At 67.2% G+C, this 14,294-nt stretch carries 15 protein-coding genes; all 15 read left to right on the plus strand.

Annotated elements, in window-relative coordinates:
- The first annotated feature begins 162 nt into the window (after positions 1–162).
- The 15 genes from rho to atpE all read left to right on the plus strand — a co-directional run bounded on the left by rho (position 163) and on the right by atpE (position 14,262).
- Positions 163–2,379, plus strand: coding sequence for a transcription termination factor Rho (gene rho / locus BJ980_RS17580; protein ID WP_343047864.1), 2,217 nt, complete (start codon positions 163–165; stop codon positions 2,377–2,379).
- A gap of 25 nt (positions 2,380–2,404) precedes the next feature.
- Complete coding sequence (locus BJ980_RS17585) at positions 2,405–2,779, plus strand: response regulator (RefSeq protein WP_179503488.1); 375 nt, start codon at positions 2,405–2,407, stop codon at positions 2,777–2,779.
- On the plus strand, positions 2,776–3,828 hold the full coding sequence (locus BJ980_RS17590; protein WP_179503489.1) for a HEAT repeat domain-containing protein: 1,053 nt from the start codon (positions 2,776–2,778) through the stop codon (positions 3,826–3,828). The genes BJ980_RS17585 and BJ980_RS17590 overlap by 4 nt, the downstream gene beginning before the upstream one ends.
- Positions 3,825–5,291, plus strand: a complete 1,467-nt coding sequence (locus BJ980_RS17595; RefSeq protein WP_179503490.1) for a glycosyltransferase family 2 protein — start codon at positions 3,825–3,827, stop codon at positions 5,289–5,291. Before BJ980_RS17590 ends, BJ980_RS17595 begins: the two co-directional genes overlap by 4 nt.
- Before the next feature lie 8 nt (positions 5,292–5,299).
- On the plus strand, positions 5,300–6,859 hold the full coding sequence (locus BJ980_RS17600) for an ATP-binding protein (protein ID WP_179503491.1): 1,560 nt from the start codon (positions 5,300–5,302) through the stop codon (positions 6,857–6,859).
- Positions 6,860–6,888: 29 nt separating this feature from the next.
- On the plus strand, positions 6,889–8,124 hold the full coding sequence (locus BJ980_RS17605; protein ID WP_179503492.1) for a multidrug effflux MFS transporter: 1,236 nt from the start codon (positions 6,889–6,891) through the stop codon (positions 8,122–8,124).
- 152 nt (positions 8,125–8,276) lie between these two features.
- A complete protein-coding gene (gene rpmE / locus BJ980_RS17610; RefSeq protein ID WP_179503493.1) occupies positions 8,277–8,498 on the plus strand; it encodes a 50S ribosomal protein L31 in 222 nt (73 codons plus the stop codon).
- Positions 8,499–8,600: 102 nt separating this feature from the next.
- Positions 8,601–9,674 carry a peptide chain release factor 1 gene (gene prfA, locus BJ980_RS17615; protein WP_179503494.1) on the plus strand — a complete coding sequence of 358 codons (1,074 nt, stop codon included), beginning with the start codon at positions 8,601–8,603 and terminating at the stop codon, positions 9,672–9,674.
- Positions 9,671–10,528: a peptide chain release factor N(5)-glutamine methyltransferase gene (gene prmC, locus BJ980_RS17620; protein WP_179503495.1), complete on the plus strand. Its 858-nt coding sequence runs from the start codon at positions 9,671–9,673 to the stop codon at positions 10,526–10,528. Before prfA ends, prmC begins: the two co-directional genes overlap by 4 nt.
- Positions 10,529–10,533: 5 nt before the next feature.
- Entirely contained in the window at positions 10,534–11,187 is a 654-nt protein-coding gene (locus BJ980_RS17625) for an L-threonylcarbamoyladenylate synthase (protein WP_343047866.1), read from the plus strand.
- Entirely contained in the window at positions 11,187–12,320 is a 1,134-nt protein-coding gene (locus BJ980_RS17630) for an MraY family glycosyltransferase (protein ID WP_179503496.1), read from the plus strand. The genes BJ980_RS17625 and BJ980_RS17630 overlap by 1 nt, the downstream gene beginning before the upstream one ends.
- A gap of 85 nt (positions 12,321–12,405) precedes the next feature.
- Positions 12,406–12,852: a hypothetical protein gene (locus BJ980_RS17635; RefSeq protein WP_179503497.1), complete on the plus strand. Its 447-nt coding sequence runs from the start codon at positions 12,406–12,408 to the stop codon at positions 12,850–12,852.
- A 30-nt stretch (positions 12,853–12,882) separates the two neighbouring features.
- Positions 12,883–13,125, plus strand: coding sequence for an AtpZ/AtpI family protein (locus tag BJ980_RS17640; protein WP_179503498.1), 243 nt, complete (start codon positions 12,883–12,885; stop codon positions 13,123–13,125).
- Positions 13,126–13,150: 25 nt separating this feature from the next.
- Positions 13,151–13,975 carry a F0F1 ATP synthase subunit A gene (atpB, locus tag BJ980_RS17645; protein WP_179503499.1) on the plus strand — a complete coding sequence of 275 codons (825 nt, stop codon included), beginning with the start codon at positions 13,151–13,153 and terminating at the stop codon, positions 13,973–13,975.
- A 98-nt stretch (positions 13,976–14,073) separates the two neighbouring features.
- Positions 14,074–14,262 carry an ATP synthase F0 subunit C gene (gene atpE, locus BJ980_RS17650; RefSeq protein ID WP_179503986.1) on the plus strand — a complete coding sequence of 63 codons (189 nt, stop codon included), beginning with the start codon at positions 14,074–14,076 and terminating at the stop codon, positions 14,260–14,262.
- The last annotated feature ends 32 nt before the right edge of the window (positions 14,263–14,294 follow it).

Raw genomic sequence — 14,294 nt, forward strand, 5'->3', positions numbered from 1 at the left:
ATGATCCTGCTAGGCTGGCCGCGCGCCATGGTCATCCGGCGTTCGCCCCCACAGTCTCCGTGGGGTGCACCTCTTCCTCTGCAATCCGCCAGTGAGTGACGGCGTACGCCGTGACCCGGCCAGGGTTTGCGAGGCACACAATTCAGAAGGCGAAGGGCTCACGTGAGCGAAACCACCGAACCCACCACTCCCACCAACGACGCACCCGAGTCCGCAGGCGCGGCCCGCAAGCGCGGAGGGGGCCTGAACTCCATGTTGATCGCGGATCTGCGCTCCATGGCCGGTGGCATGGGCATCGGCGGCGCCGCCAAGATGAAGAAGGCCGACCTCGTCGCGGCGATCAAGGCCGGCCAGTCGGGTGGGGCATCGGCCTCGGCCGAGAAGTCGGCTCCGTCGAAGGCAGCCCCCGAGAAGCAGGCTGACCAGAAGCAGGCCGACCAAAAGTCGGCCCACGAGAAGCCCGCGCCGGATGGGCTTTCCGACCAGAGGTCGGCACCCGAGGAGCGGGCACCCGAGGAGCGGGCACCCGAGGAGCGGGCCCCCGAGGAGCGGGCCCCCGAGGAGCGGGCACCCGAGAAGCAGGCACCCGAGAAGCAGGCACAGGCCAATCAGGCCACCGAGAAGCAGGCAGCACCCGAGCAGGGTGAGTCCGCGGCAGCTGCGCAGGAGCAGGGTGTTCGCCGCCGGACGCGCGGCGAGCGGTCCGCCGGTCAGCAGGACGACCGGTCCGGGGCCGAACGCGATGACCAAGGCGCGGATGGCCAGGGCGCGGGCGGACAGGGCGCTGGTTCCGAGCAGGGCACGGACAGGCCTCAGGAGCACGAGCAGGGCGAGGACCGGTCGGGGGACCGGGGTCGGGTGCGAAACCGCAACCGGAACCGCGACCAGCAGAACCAGCCCGAGCACAAGCAGGCTGACCAGAACCAGGGCGATCAGAACCAGTCCGGTCAGAAGCAGAACGACCAGAAGCAGAACGACCAGAAGCAGGGCGGTCGCGACCGGCAGCAGGGCAACCAGCAGAAGCAGGACCGCCAGAAGCAGAACGACCAGAAGCACAACGACCAGAACGAGCAGGGTGGTCACGACCAGGGCCAGCGCGGCCAGTCGGGCAACCAGTCCGGCGACCAGGACCAGGGTGACGGCGATGGAACCGGCCGCAATCGCCGGCGTCGCGGCCGTGACCGCGACCGTACGGGTCGAGGCAACCGCAACGAGCCGGACACCACCATCCTCGACGACGACGTGCTGGTCCCCGCAGCGGGCATCCTCGACGTCCTCGACAACTACGCCTTCGTCCGGACCAGTGGCTATCTGGCCGGTGCCGACGACGTCTACCTGTCGCTGTCCATGGTCAGGAAGTTCGACCTGCGGCGCGGCGACGCTGTGGTCGGGCAGGTGCGCCAGCCCCGGGAGGGCGAGCGCAAGGAGAAGTTCAACCCGATGGTGCAGATCGACTCGGTCAACGGGGCCGACCCCGAGGCCGTCACCGACCGGGTGGACTTCGACAAGCTGACCCCGATCAACCCCACCGAGCGACTGCGACTCGAGACCAAGCCCACGAACCTGATCGGTCGCATCATCGATGTGGTGGCCCCCATCGGCAAGGGACAACGCGGTCTCATCCTCTCGCCGGCCAAGGCCGGCAAGACCACGCTGTTGCAGTCGGTGGCCGCGTCCATCACCGCCAACAACCCCGAGTGCCACCTGATGGTCGTGCTGGTCGACGAACGTCCCGAGGAAGTCACCGACTTCGAGCGCTCGGTCAAGGGCGAGGTCATCTCCTCCACCTTCGACCGGCCGGCCACCGACCACACCGCCGTGGCCGAGCTGGCCATCGAGCGGGCGAAGCGGCTCGTCGAGCTCGGTCACGACGTCGTGGTCCTGCTCGACGGTGTCACCCGGCTGGCCCGTGCCTACAGCAACTCCACTCCGGCAAGCGGGCGCACCCTGGCGGGTGGCGTCGACTCGGCGGCACTCCACCCCGCCAAGAAGTTCTTCGGCGCCGCGCGCAACATCGAGAACGGCGGCTCGCTGACCATCCTGGCGACCGCCGCCGTGGAGGGCACCTCGGAGATCGACGAGGTGATCCTCGAGGAGTTCCAGGGCACCGCCAACATGGAGCTGCGGCTGCGCCGTGACTTCGCGGCGAAGCGGATCTTCCCGGCGATCGACCCGGTCCAGTCCGGCACCCGTCGCGAGGAGCTCCTGCTCGGCGAGGAGGAGCTGGCGATCTCGTGGAAGTTGCGCGAGATGCTCTCGGCACTCGAGACGGAGCAGGCGTTGGAGACCCTCATCGAACGGATGGGGAAGTCGCAGAACAACATCGAGTTCCTCACCCGGGTTCAGAAGGGCACCGGCGCTCGATCTGGCACCGAGTAGGCCGGTCGCCCCCTACACTCCTGCCATGGCAAAGATTGTCGTGGCTGATGACGACGAAGACATCCGCGAACTGGTCGTGTTCAAGCTCCGCCAGATCGGACACGAGGTCGTGGCCGTGGGGGACGGCGCAGCCGCGGTTGCGGCCTGCGTGGAGCACGAACCAGACCTGGCGCTGCTGGACATCATGATGCCCGGCATGAGCGGACTCGACGCGGCGCGCGCCCTCCGCGCGGACGCTGCTTCCGCGCGACTGCCGATCATCATGCTCACCGCGCGGGCGCAGGAGTCCGATGTCGAACAGGGCTTCAGCGTGGGTGTCGACGACTACATCACAAAGCCGTTCTCCCCACGAGAACTTGCCTCGCGAGTGGCCGCCGTACTCGCCCGGAGTGGTGGGTGAAGCTCGTCCTCTGGGTGGTCGTCGGACTGCTGCTGGCAGCCGTGGCGTTCATCCTGCTGCTGCTCATTCTCAGGGTGGGCGGAGGCATCCGCGAGGCGCGCCGTGCGCGCGAGCATGCGGTCTCACGGCAATCCGTGCTGACGCTGATCCTCGGTGAACCCGAGGAGATCGACCGGGCTCGTGCCGAGCTCGTTGCCATGCGGGGGGGAGTGTGGCGGCGGGCCGAACAGCAGATGTTCAGCCTGCTGCCGAAGGTCTCAGGTGACGCACGTGAGCGACTCGTTGAGATCGTGCGCGAGGCCGGCGCCGCGGATCAGGCCCGAAGGATGCTCAACGCGCGGTCCCTCGTGGTCCGATGCCGCGGCGCCCACCGGCTGGGGGCACTGGGTGAAGCCGCCGACGTGCCGGCCCTGGCCGCGCGTCTCGACGACCGGTCCTTCCTCGTGCGCAGGGTCACCTTGCGGGCTCTGGGCAACATCGGCTCACCCGCGGCGGTCCCGGCGATTCTTGCGTCGGCCCAGGATCCACAGTTGACGCGTGATGTCGTCTCCGCCCTGCAACGGATCGGAATGGACGCGGCTCACGAGCTGCGTGACCGCCTTGCAGAGTGCTTGGCCGGGCAGGATGACCACACCGAGCGGATCGCCGAGTTGATCGCCGTCAGCCTGGGCCTGATCGGCGACACGGCTGCCGTTCCCATCTTGAGTCGGGCCCTGGAGACGACGAGCGATCCGGTGCGGGCGGAGGCGGCGACTGCCCTGGGCCGGATCGGCACCCCGTCAGCGGTGGATCCGCTGATCGAGGCACTCGACACCGATCACGACCGCGTACGCCGCCACGTGGCGCAGGCACTCGGAGAGATCGGGGACGCCCGTGCCGCGGCCGCACTGGGAGCCGCGCTGCTGGAGTCGCCGCGTCTGACGGCGCGGGCTCTGGCCGCTGCCCTCCTGCGACTCGGGGTGGACGGGCGAGAGGTCCTCACCGCGCACTCCTCGCCCTATGCTCGCGAAGCACTGGTAATTGCCGACCTCAGGGAGGGGGTGGGATGAACTGGGTCGAGACTCTGCGCCTGCTCATCGAGGCGATGGGTTGGTCCTTCGTCACGTATTCGGTGCTGATCAACTCCAGCTTCCTCGTGCTCACCGTTCTGGCCGTGGCTGACTTCGTCGGCTATCGCCGACGGGTGGAGTTCGCGGCGTACGACGAGACCTTCGGGGAGCCGCTGGCCCGCGGTGTCACGGTGCTGATGCCGGCATACAACGAAGAGGCGACCATTGTTGAATCGGTGCAGGCCATGTTGGCGATGCGATACCCGGACTTCGAGATCGTCGTGATCGACGATGGTTCCAAGGATGCAACTATCGCGCGGATGATCGAGGCCTTCGATCTCGTCGAGGCACCCCTGGTCGTCGACGACCTCGTGCACAGTGACAGCCAGGTGCTCACGACCTACCTCTCCCGCAAAGGCACCAACAACCTGGTCCTGGTCGCGAAGACCAATGGGGGCAAGGCAGATGCACTCAACGTCGGCATCAACATGGCCCGCAAGGAACTCGTGTGCATGGTCGACGCCGACTCGCTCCTCGACCCCGACTCGTTGCTGCACGTGTCGCGTCCCTTCGCGGACGATCCTGAGCGAGTGGTGGCCGCCGGCGGGGTGATCCGCATCGCCAACGGGTCGAAGGTCATCAACGGCCGCGTCACCCACGTCAGGATGCCTCGTCGTTGGCTGGCGCGGGTGCAGGTCGTGGAGTACCTGCGCGCCTTCATGATCGGCCGAGCAGGCTGGTCGGCCACCGGTGGCCTGCTGATCATCTCCGGCGCCTTCGGCATCTTCCGCAAGGACGTCCTGGTGCAGGTCGGTGGTCTGGCCACCGATTGCATCGGGGAGGACGCCGAACTGGTGGTCCGCATCTACCGGTGGATGGGTGACGAGAAGATCGACGGCCGCGTGGTCTTCGTCAGCGAGCCCGTCGCATGGACCGAAGCGCCTGAGGACCGTGCGGTGCTGGCCAAACAGAGGGCCAGATGGCACCGCGGGCTCGCGGAGATCCTCGGCCGTCACCGGGGCATGCTGCTCCGAGGAAAGTACGGCGTGATCGGCCTGGTCACGATGCCCTGGTTCGTGGTCTTCGAGTTGCTCGCGCCTTTCCTGGAGTTGTTCGGTGTGGCCTACTTTGTCGTGGTGATGGGCCTGCTGGGGATGGAACACCTCGACCTGCTCGGCGGTCGGGACCTGGTCGACATGTGGCTCGTGCTCCTGCTGCTCGCGGCCTCGGTGCTCTATGCCTTCCTCCTGACCCTGGTCGCTCTGCTCGCCGAAGAGGTGTCCTACCGTCGATATCGCGGTGCGGGTGACTTGCTGCGAGCCGTCCGTGGCGCTCTGGAGGAGAACTTCGGTTACCGACAGTTGACCGCGTGGTGGCGGGCCAAGGGGGCGGTCGAAGCGGTTCGCAAGTCCTCACACGAGTGGGGCGACATGAAGCGTCAAGGGTTCGGGAGCGATCAATGAGGAACCGGGTGCCGACAGTTGGGGAGTTGTTGGCCAAGATGGTGATCCCGCTGCTCCTGCTGATGCTGCTCCTGGGGCTCCTCGGGATCGTCGGTGTCTATCGCACCAACCATGCGGTGGTCCAGGTTGTGGATCGGGTTGCTCCGGCCCAGTCTGCAAACCAAGCGTTGCTTCAGGCCGTGACCGATCAGGAGACCGGACTGCGTGGCTGGGCCCTGAACGGCGCGGACGCTGCGTTGGCTCCCTACCGTGACGGAATGGCTCGCCAACCCGAGATCGTGGCAGACCTGCGCGAACACGTCGACTTCGACCACGAGCTCGAACCCCTCATCGACCGCCAGGACGAACTCGCCAAGAAGTGGGTCAAGGTCTATGCGGAGCCACGACTGGCTGACGGTCACGGACGCGACGGGTATGACGTCCAACGCTTCGTGGATGGGAAGGCGCTGATCGATGAGCTGCGGGAGGTCAACGCGAGGGTCGACAGCAAGCTGGAGCAGGAGGCAGCGGCTGCGCGCGATCTGGGACGAAGAGCCTATCGACGTGCCATCCTCGTGGTGATCGTCGTGACCCTGCTTGCCGGGCTGCTCGGCTGGATCCTGGTCAGGCGCCTGCGGCGTGACCTCCAGGAGCCGCTCAAGGACTTGGAACGCACCGTGGCGCTGTTGGCCGCGGGTGATGCCGGAGCACGGGCAGCGCTGGGTGGACCCCGAGAGGTGTCTGCCGTTGCCGTCGCGGTCAACCGGATGGCCGAGGAGAACGAACGGGCGCAGCAAGTCGAAGAGGCGACCCATGCCCGCCTGCTCGACCTCGACCAAGCCAAGACGGACTTCGTCTCCAACGTGTCCCATGAGTTGCGCACCCCGCTGACCAGCATTCAGGGATACCTCGAACTGCTCCACGACGAGTACGACGAGGTGCCGGGAGCCGATCGCAAGTGGGAGGTGGTCAATCGCAACGTCAAACGTCTCGGGGTGCTGATCGAGGACCTGCTGACACTGGCACACATGGAGAGCCGACACACCACGCTGACCGAGGTCGACCTCGCCACCGTCGTCGAGGAGGTGGTGGTGGACCTGCGCATCGCCGCCGCCAACAAGGGGGTGACCATCTCCGTCGACCTCCCCGCCCGGGCACCTTTCGTCCTGGCGGACAAGATCCAGCTCCTGCGCGCATTGCTCAACATCGTCACCAATGCCGTCAAGTTCTCGCGCGCGGGAGGCAAGGTCGACATCCAGTTGCGCAAGGAGGGTGACGAGGCCGTCCTGACAATCCGTGATGATGGCATCGGCATCCCGGCCTCTGAGCTCGCCAATCTGGGAAGTCGCTTCTTCCGGGCCTCCAACGCTGTCCAGATGGAGATCAGCGGAACCGGTCTCGGCGTACGCATGGTGCAGACGATCATCGAGAAGCACGGAGGCAACGTCACCTTCGACTCGGCGGAGAACGAGTTCACGCTCGTGACCGTCCGGTTGCCGATGCGTCACCAGGCCGTGTGGCACGGTGACGAGGCTGGTCACGACGAGACCGGGGGCACGCCCGAGGTGGAACCGAGGGAACAAGTCTGACCTGTGCGGCGTTCAAGGGGGTCGTGACCATGACCTCGCGCGCAGCCACCGGACCCCGGTCCACGACCCGACGCGCGGGCACCGCGCAGATCGTGCTGGTGCTCGGTGCACTGATCGCACTCGGCCCGCTGAGCATCGACATGTATCTCCCGGCGTTCCCGGGGATCGCGGAGGAGTTCTCCAGCAATGAGGCGAGTGTCCAGCTGACCCTGACCGGGATGTTGCTCGGGCTTGCCACCGGACAACTGATCATCGGTCCACTCTCGGACGCGTTCGGTCGCAAGCGTCCGCTTCTCACCGGTCTCGCAGTGCACGCCCTGGCGTCCGTGCTGTGCCTGTTCGCGCCATCGATCGAGATGCTGGCCGGTGTCCGTCTGCTCCAGGGGTTCGCCGGTGCCGCGGTGAGTGTCACGGCGATGGCGATGGTCCGCGACCAGTTCGAGGGAATCGCTGTCGCGCGGATCATGTCCCGACTGATGCTGGTCATGGGCGCTGCCCCGATGCTGGCCCCGACGCTGGGCAGCCAGGTGCTGCGTTGGTCGGACTGGCGGGGCATCTTCGGTGTGCTCGCGGCTGCGGCCGTGGCGCTCGTCATGCTCGCAGTGTTCGCCTTGCGCGAGACGCTTCCGCCCGAGCGGCGTCGGCCCGCCCGGATCGGCGCCAGCATCAGCACCTATCGGTCCTTGCTCCGCGATCGTGCCTTCCTGGCCATCGCCCTGATCGGTGGACTGATGATGGCCTCGATGTTCACCTACATCTCCGGAGCGTCGTTCGTCTTCCAGGAAGGTTTCGGTGTCGGTGAGCAGGAGTTCGCCATCATCTTCGGGGTCAACGCGTTCGCGCTGATCCTGGCCACCCAGATCAACCCCCTGCTCCTGCGCCGGTTCCGGATCATGGACGTGATGACCGTGGCGATGATCGGGGCGGGCCTCTCCGCCCTGGCCCTGGTGGTCCTGGGAGCCACAGGTGTCGGCGGCATTGCCGGTGCGATGATCCCGCTCACCGTGGCTCTGGGCTGTGGGGGACTGGTCGCGCCGAACACGCCGGCCCTGGCCCTGAGCCGCCACGGTGAGGCCGCCGGATCCGCCGCAGCGATCCTCGGCTTCCTCCAGTTCGGCATCGGCGGTGCGATGGCTCCCGTCGTGGGCGCCTTCGACTCCACCACCACGGTCCCGATGGGAGCCGTGATGGGCTCGGCGATCGGCATCGCACTGCTGCTCATGGTCCTGGTCCGGCGCGACGAGCAGGTGCGCACCTTCGGCTGAGCGAGCCTCCACCTGCAAGGGTCGGGATGCGTCGCGGGTGCGGGAATGCCTCGATTGGCGCGGGTGTTGATCACGGTGGCACACTTGTGCGCTGGTTCCGGTTCACGCGCCACATCCGGTGGGGCGACCCGGCACATCTAAGCGAGGACACCATGCAGAAGGACATTCACCCCGAGTACGTCGACACCCAGGTGACCTGCACCTGCGGCAACACGTTCACCACGCGCAGCACCAAGACCGACGGCGTCATTCGCGCCGACGTCTGCTCCGCGTGCCACCCGTTCTACACCGGCAAGCAGAAGATCCTCGACACCGGTGGCCGCGTGGCCCGCTTCGAGGCCCGCTACGCCAAGAAGGCTGCCGACAAGAAGTAGCTTCCCGCCAGCGCCGGTCCCCGCATCACGCGGGTGGCCGGCGTTGGCCATTTGTCGGTACACCGCGTCCGGGCCAGCCCGGCACCGAGAAGGGGAAGCACGATGTTCGAGGCAGTCGAGGGGCTCGCGGCCGAGCACGCAGATGTTGAACAGCGGCTCGCGCAGCCGGAGACCCACGCTGACCAGAGACTGGCCAAGCAGCTCAACCAGCGGTACGCCGAGCTCTCGGCCATCGTGCGCACCTGGCAGGACTGGCTCCAGCTCGGCGACGACATCGAGGCAGCGCGCGAGCTGGCCTCCGAGGACGCCGCGTTCGCCGAGGAGGCGCTCTCCCTCGCCGATCGCCGGGGCACGGTCGAGGAGCGGCTCCGCCACCTCCTGGTGCCGCGCGAAGCCAGCGACTCCAAGGACGCCATCCTCGAGGTGAAGTCGGGAGAGGGAGGCGAGGAGTCGGCACTCTTCGCCGGAGACCTGCTCCGGATGTATGTCCGCCACGCCGAGCAGCGAGGCTGGACCACCGAGATCCTCGACTCCACGCCGTCCGACCTGGGTGGCTACAAGAGCGTGACGATGGCCGTGAAGGCCAGAGGAGTGCCCGAGCCCGGTGAAGCACCGTTCGCGCTGCTCAAGTTCGAGGGCGGCGTCCACCGCGTGCAGCGGGTTCCCGTCACCGAGTCGCAGGGCAGGGTGCACACCTCGGCCGCCGGGGTGATGGTCTTTCCCGAGGCCGAGCAGGTCGACGTCACCATCGACGAGAACGACCTGCGCATCGATGTCTTCCGTTCGAGTGGACCCGGTGGGCAGAGCGTCAACACGACCGACTCCGCCGTGCGGATCACCCACCTGCCCAGTGGCATCGTGGTCAGCTGCCAGAACGAGAAGTCGCAGCTGCAGAACAAGGAGTCCGCGATGCGCATCCTGCGTGCCCGGATCCTGGCCGCAGCGGAGGACGAGGCCAACGCCGAGGCCAGCGAGGCGCGCCGCTCGCAGGTCCGGACGGTCGACCGGTCCGAGCGGATCCGCACCTACAACTATCCCGAGAACCGGATCTCCGACCACCGAACCGGCTACAAGTCCTACAACCTGGACGCGGTCTTGGACGGAGACCTCGGTCCGGTGATCGACAGCTGTGTCCAGGCCGACCTGGCCGCACGGCTCGAGGCGCTCGAGTCATGACCAGCGAGGTGCGTGACCTGCTCCGCGAGGCCGGTACGACGCTCGACGCGGCCGGTGTGGCCAGCCCCGACCACGACGCCGCCGAGCTCCTCGCGTTCGTCCTCGACACCTCGAGGGGTCAACTGCTGCTGGCCGACGGTCCCGACTCCGAGCAACGCCAGCGCTATGCCGAGCTGATCACCCGTCGGGCGTCCCGCGAACCGCTCCAGCACCTCACCGGGACCACCGGCTTCCGCTACGTCGACCTGGCGGTCGGCCCCGGCGTCTTCACTCCTCGCCCGGAGACCGAGCTGCTGGCGGGGTGGGCCGTCGAGCAGGCCCGTATGGTCAGCGCGACCGGCCGGGCTCCGGTCGTGGTCGACCTGTGCACCGGATCGGGTGCGATCGCCCGATCCATCGCGCACGAGGTCCCCGACGCCCGGGTGCACGCGGTCGAGCTGGACGAGGTCGCGCACGGCTGGGCCGCGCGCAACCTGGCCGGGACCGGTGTGGAGCTGCGTCACGGTGACATGGCCGACGCCTTCGACGACCTGGCCGGCACGGTGGACGTGATTGCGTGCAACCCGCCCTACATCCCGCTCGAGGCGTGGGAGAGCGTCGCCGTCGAGGCGCGCGACCACGACCCGCACCTGGCGCTCTTCTCCGGAGACGACGGGCTGGATGCGATGCGTGTCCTCGAGACCCGCGCAGCGCTGCTCCTCGGCCCCGGGGGAGTCGTGGGCGCCGAGCACGCGGACGTCCAGGGAGTCTCGGCCCCGGCGGTGTTCACCGGCGCCGACCGTTGGGTCGACGTACGCGACCATCTCGATCTGGCAGGTCGCGCGCGCTACCTGACCGCCCGACTGGCACGATGATGGCCATGCGTTTCCCGACCACGGACGATTCCGAGCGCCAGGCCGCCATCGACGCGGCAACAGTCGCCATTCGTCGCGGCGAGCTGGTGGTCCTGCCCACGGACACCGTCTATGGCATCGCTGCCGATGCCTTCGACGCGGTGGCGGTCGCCGGTCTGCTCGAGGCCAAGGGTCGTGGCCGCGACATGCCGCCGCCCGTCCTGGTCAGCGCGGCGACCACCCTGGACGCCCTCGCCACCGGCGTACCCGGCTATGCCCGGGCACTGGTCGAGGCGTTCTGGCCGGGCCCGCTCACCATCGTCTGTCGCGAGCAGGGCTCGCTGCAGTGGGACCTGGGCGACACCCGCGGCACCGTCGCGATCCGGATGCCCGACCACCCGGTTGCCCTCGAGATCCTCGAACGCACCGGCCCGCTGGCCGTCAGCTCGGCCAACATCTCCGGGGAGCCGGCCGCGATCAGCGCCGACCAGGCCGAGGAGATGCTCGGGGACGCCGTGTCGGTCATCGTGGACGCGGGGGAGTCCCCGGGCGAGCTGGCGTCGACCATCGTCGACGCCACCGGCCCGCACGGCCGGATCCTCCGGGCCGGTGCGCTGAGCCTCGACCAGTTGAACGAGGTGCTGGAACCACTGGGTGCGACCCTCACCGATGAGGGCTGATGCGGGAATATCTCCTCGTCTTCCTGGTCGCCGGATCGGTGACCTACCTGCTCACCGTCATCGCCCGTGAGTTCGCCCTGCGCACGAACGCCGTGGCACAGGTGCGTGACCGTGACGTCCACGCGATCCCGATCCCCTACTTCGGCGGGTTGGCCATGCTCGGCGGCCTCACCGCCGCCTACTTCGTGGCCCGGCAGCTCCCGTTCCTCTCGCTGAGCACCCCCAACGTCTTTCGCGACGCCGGCGTCGTGCTGGTGGCGGGAGGCCTGATCTGCATGGTCGGGGTGCTCGACGACCTGTTCGAGCTCGATGCGCTGACCAAGCTCGGCGGCCAGGTGCTGGCGACGGGGTTCCTGATCGCCTTCGGCGTGCAGTACCGCTTCTTCCCGGCCCCCGGCGACGTCCAGTTCGCCCTCGACCCGTCCCAGGCGGCGTTGCTCACCGTGTTCACCGTGCTGGCGACGGTGAACGCAGTGAACTTCATCGACGGCCTCGACGGGCTCGCCGCCGGTGTCGTCGGCGTGGGCGCGATCGCCTTCTTCCTGTTCTGCTACCAGATCGCGCACCTCAACGACCAGTCGTTGGCCGTCACCGGAGCGCTGCTGTGCGCGGCGCTGGGCGGTGCCTGCGCCGGGTTCATCCCGCACAACTTCTATCCCGCCAGGCTCTTCATGGGCGACAGCGGTTCGATGTTGCTGGGCCTGTTGCTCTCCGCCTCGGCGCTGACCCTGTCCGGTCAGTTCTCCGCTACCGAGGTCACCCAGGGTGGCGGCGGCTCGGACGCCAGCCTGCTGCCCACGCTGCTGCCGATCATCGTGCCGCTGTCCATCCTGATCGTCCCGTTCGCCGACCTGATCCTCGCGGTGATCCGCAGGACCCGGCGAGGTCAGGCGTTCTACCAACCGGACAAGCAGCACCTGCACCACCGGATGCTGGAGATCGGCCACTCCCACGGCAGGGCGGTCCTGATCATCTGGCTCTGGGCCAGCCTGATCGGCTTCGGCACGGTGCTGGTCAGCCTCTATGCGAGTGGTCTGACGTGGTTCCTGGTCGCGCTCTGGCTGGTGGTCACCGTCGTCCTCACGTTCGTGGTCCCGCGGGTCAAGGGCGTGGAGAACCCCTTGCAGAGTTGACGATTCGCATGCGTTCCGGACTTTGTGCTACTTTTCACAAGCGCCCAAGGGTGCGATTCTTGACCCCGAGAGAACGGCCGCCGTCATGACGACCGAGTTGAAGCGAAGCAGCGCCGCCCATGGCGGATCTGCGCTCCTCGGTGCCGGTCTCACGGCCCTGGTTCTCGGCCTCGGCACTGCGCTGGTCGGGGTGCTGGTCTCCGGCTCGTCCGCCCTGCTCGGGGCCCTGATCGGCACCGCGATCATCATCGGTGTCTTCGGCACCGGCGCCCTGGCCGTCGACCTGATCTCTCGCACCATGCCCACGATGTCGCTGCTCGTGGCCCTGATGACCTACCTCCTGCAGGTGATCGGGATGGGACTCATCTTCGTGGCACTGAAGGCGTCAGGGGCGCTGGACAGCGCCGTTGACGCGAGGTGGCTCGGGGGAGTGGTGATCGCAGGAACACTCGTCTGGCTCACCGTCCAGGTGGTCCTCGCGACCCGTCTGCGCCTGCCGGTCTACGACCTGAAGGACGCGGGTGAGCGATGAGATTCCAAGACTGCTATTGTCCGGTTCGCGATGGCTCAGCAGAAACCTCCGACCGCGCACACCGACAAGGGATCCGGCGAACCACAGGGCGACCCGTGGCACGCATTCGGCTACATCACCTCCGGTGTGTTCGTCTATGGAGCGCTCGGCTGGGGACTGGATCGCTGGCTGGGCACGTCGTACCTCGTGGCGATCGGGATCCTGCTCGGCGCAGTGTTCGGGATCTACATGACCTGGGCCAGATTCAGACCAACGTCCACAGACCAGAAGTAGTTCAGCTGCCGACACAGGAGACACCGTGAGTTCAGTCGCGACGTCCGTGACCAGGGCCGAGGGCTTCAAGCCGCCGAGCCCGGGGGACTTCAACCTCCCGCCCATCGGCCCGGACAAGACGTTCGAATGGCTGGGGGAGACGCACTACCTCGGCGTCACAAAGCCGATGATCCAGCTCGTGCTCGTCGCCGGCATCGTCTTCATCTTCTTCTGGGCGGCCTCGCGCAAGCGCGCCATGGTCCCCAGCCGGCTCCAGTACGTCGGGGAGCAGGGCTACGGCTTCGTGCGCAACTCGATGGGCCGCGACATCATCGGCAGCCAGGACTTCCTGAAGTACACGCCGTACCTGTTCGCGCTCTTCTTCTTCATCCTGATCAACAACTTCCTCGGCAGCATCCCGTTCTTCCAGTTCCCGACGTTCTCGCGCTCGGGCCTGGTCTACAGCCTCGCGCTGATGAGCTGGATCATCTACAACGCGGTCGGCATCAAGAAGCACGGTTTCGGTGGCTACATGAAGCTGATGTGTGTGCCGTCCGGCGTCAGCCCGGTGATGTACCCGCTGCTGGTTCCGCTCGAGTTCATGTCGAACATCCTGGTTCGCCCGGTCACGCTGGCCCTGCGTCTGTTCGCGAACATGTTCGCCGGCCACATGCTGCTGATCCTGTTCGCCCTCGGTGGCCAGTACCTCATCTTTGAGATGGCCGGTGCCTACTCGGTCGTCGGTGTGGTGGCCTGGCTGCTCTTCATCCTGATCTCCTTCCTGGAGCTCCTGATCCAATTCCTGCAGGCCTACGTGTTCGTTCTGCTGAACGCCATGTACATCCAGGGCTCCCTGGCTGACGAGCACTGACCCACCGCACCACCTGACTCTTCTCCACCCCCGTTTCCAGCAAGAAAATAACCGAAAGGAAGATTGCCGTGGACGGCACTCTGAACGGCTCGCTCAACATGATCGGCTACGGCCTCGCTGCCATCGGCCCCGGTATCGGTATCGGTCTGATCTTCGCTGCCTACATCAATGGTGTTGCTCGCCAGCCGGAGGCCCAGGGCCGCCTGCAGACCATCGCCATCCTGGGCTTCGCGCTCGCTGAGGCGCTCGCGATCATCGGTATTGCCCTCGCGTTCGTCCTCAACTGACGCGTTCGCATCCAGACTGACGTAGGACCCGG

Source organism: Nocardioides daedukensis (assembly GCF_013408415.1).
Lineage (GTDB): Bacteria > Actinomycetota > Actinomycetes > Propionibacteriales > Nocardioidaceae > Nocardioides > Nocardioides daedukensis.

Excerpts from the sequence above, each read along its gene's own strand:
- BJ980_RS17585 (WP_179503488.1), top strand. The coding sequence starts at position 2,405 with ATGGCAAAGATTGTCGTGGCTGATGACGACGAAGACATCCGCGAACTG.
- BJ980_RS17595 (WP_179503490.1), top strand. The coding sequence starts at position 3,825 with ATGAACTGGGTCGAGACTCTGCGCCTGCTCATCGAGGCGATGGGTTGG.
- BJ980_RS17605 (WP_179503492.1), top strand. The coding sequence starts at position 6,889 with ATGACCTCGCGCGCAGCCACCGGACCCCGGTCCACGACCCGACGCGCG.
- rpmE (WP_179503493.1), top strand. The coding sequence starts at position 8,277 with ATGCAGAAGGACATTCACCCCGAGTACGTCGACACCCAGGTGACCTGC.
- prfA (WP_179503494.1), top strand. The coding sequence starts at position 8,601 with ATGTTCGAGGCAGTCGAGGGGCTCGCGGCCGAGCACGCAGATGTTGAA.
- prmC (WP_179503495.1), top strand. The coding sequence starts at position 9,671 with ATGACCAGCGAGGTGCGTGACCTGCTCCGCGAGGCCGGTACGACGCTC.
- BJ980_RS17625 (WP_343047866.1), top strand. The coding sequence starts at position 10,534 with ATGCGTTTCCCGACCACGGACGATTCCGAGCGCCAGGCCGCCATCGAC.
- BJ980_RS17630 (WP_179503496.1), top strand. The coding sequence starts at position 11,187 with ATGCGGGAATATCTCCTCGTCTTCCTGGTCGCCGGATCGGTGACCTAC.
- BJ980_RS17635 (WP_179503497.1), top strand. The coding sequence starts at position 12,406 with ATGACGACCGAGTTGAAGCGAAGCAGCGCCGCCCATGGCGGATCTGCG.
- BJ980_RS17640 (WP_179503498.1), top strand. The coding sequence starts at position 12,883 with ATGGCTCAGCAGAAACCTCCGACCGCGCACACCGACAAGGGATCCGGC.
- atpE (WP_179503986.1), top strand. The coding sequence starts at position 14,074 with ATGATCGGCTACGGCCTCGCTGCCATCGGCCCCGGTATCGGTATCGGT.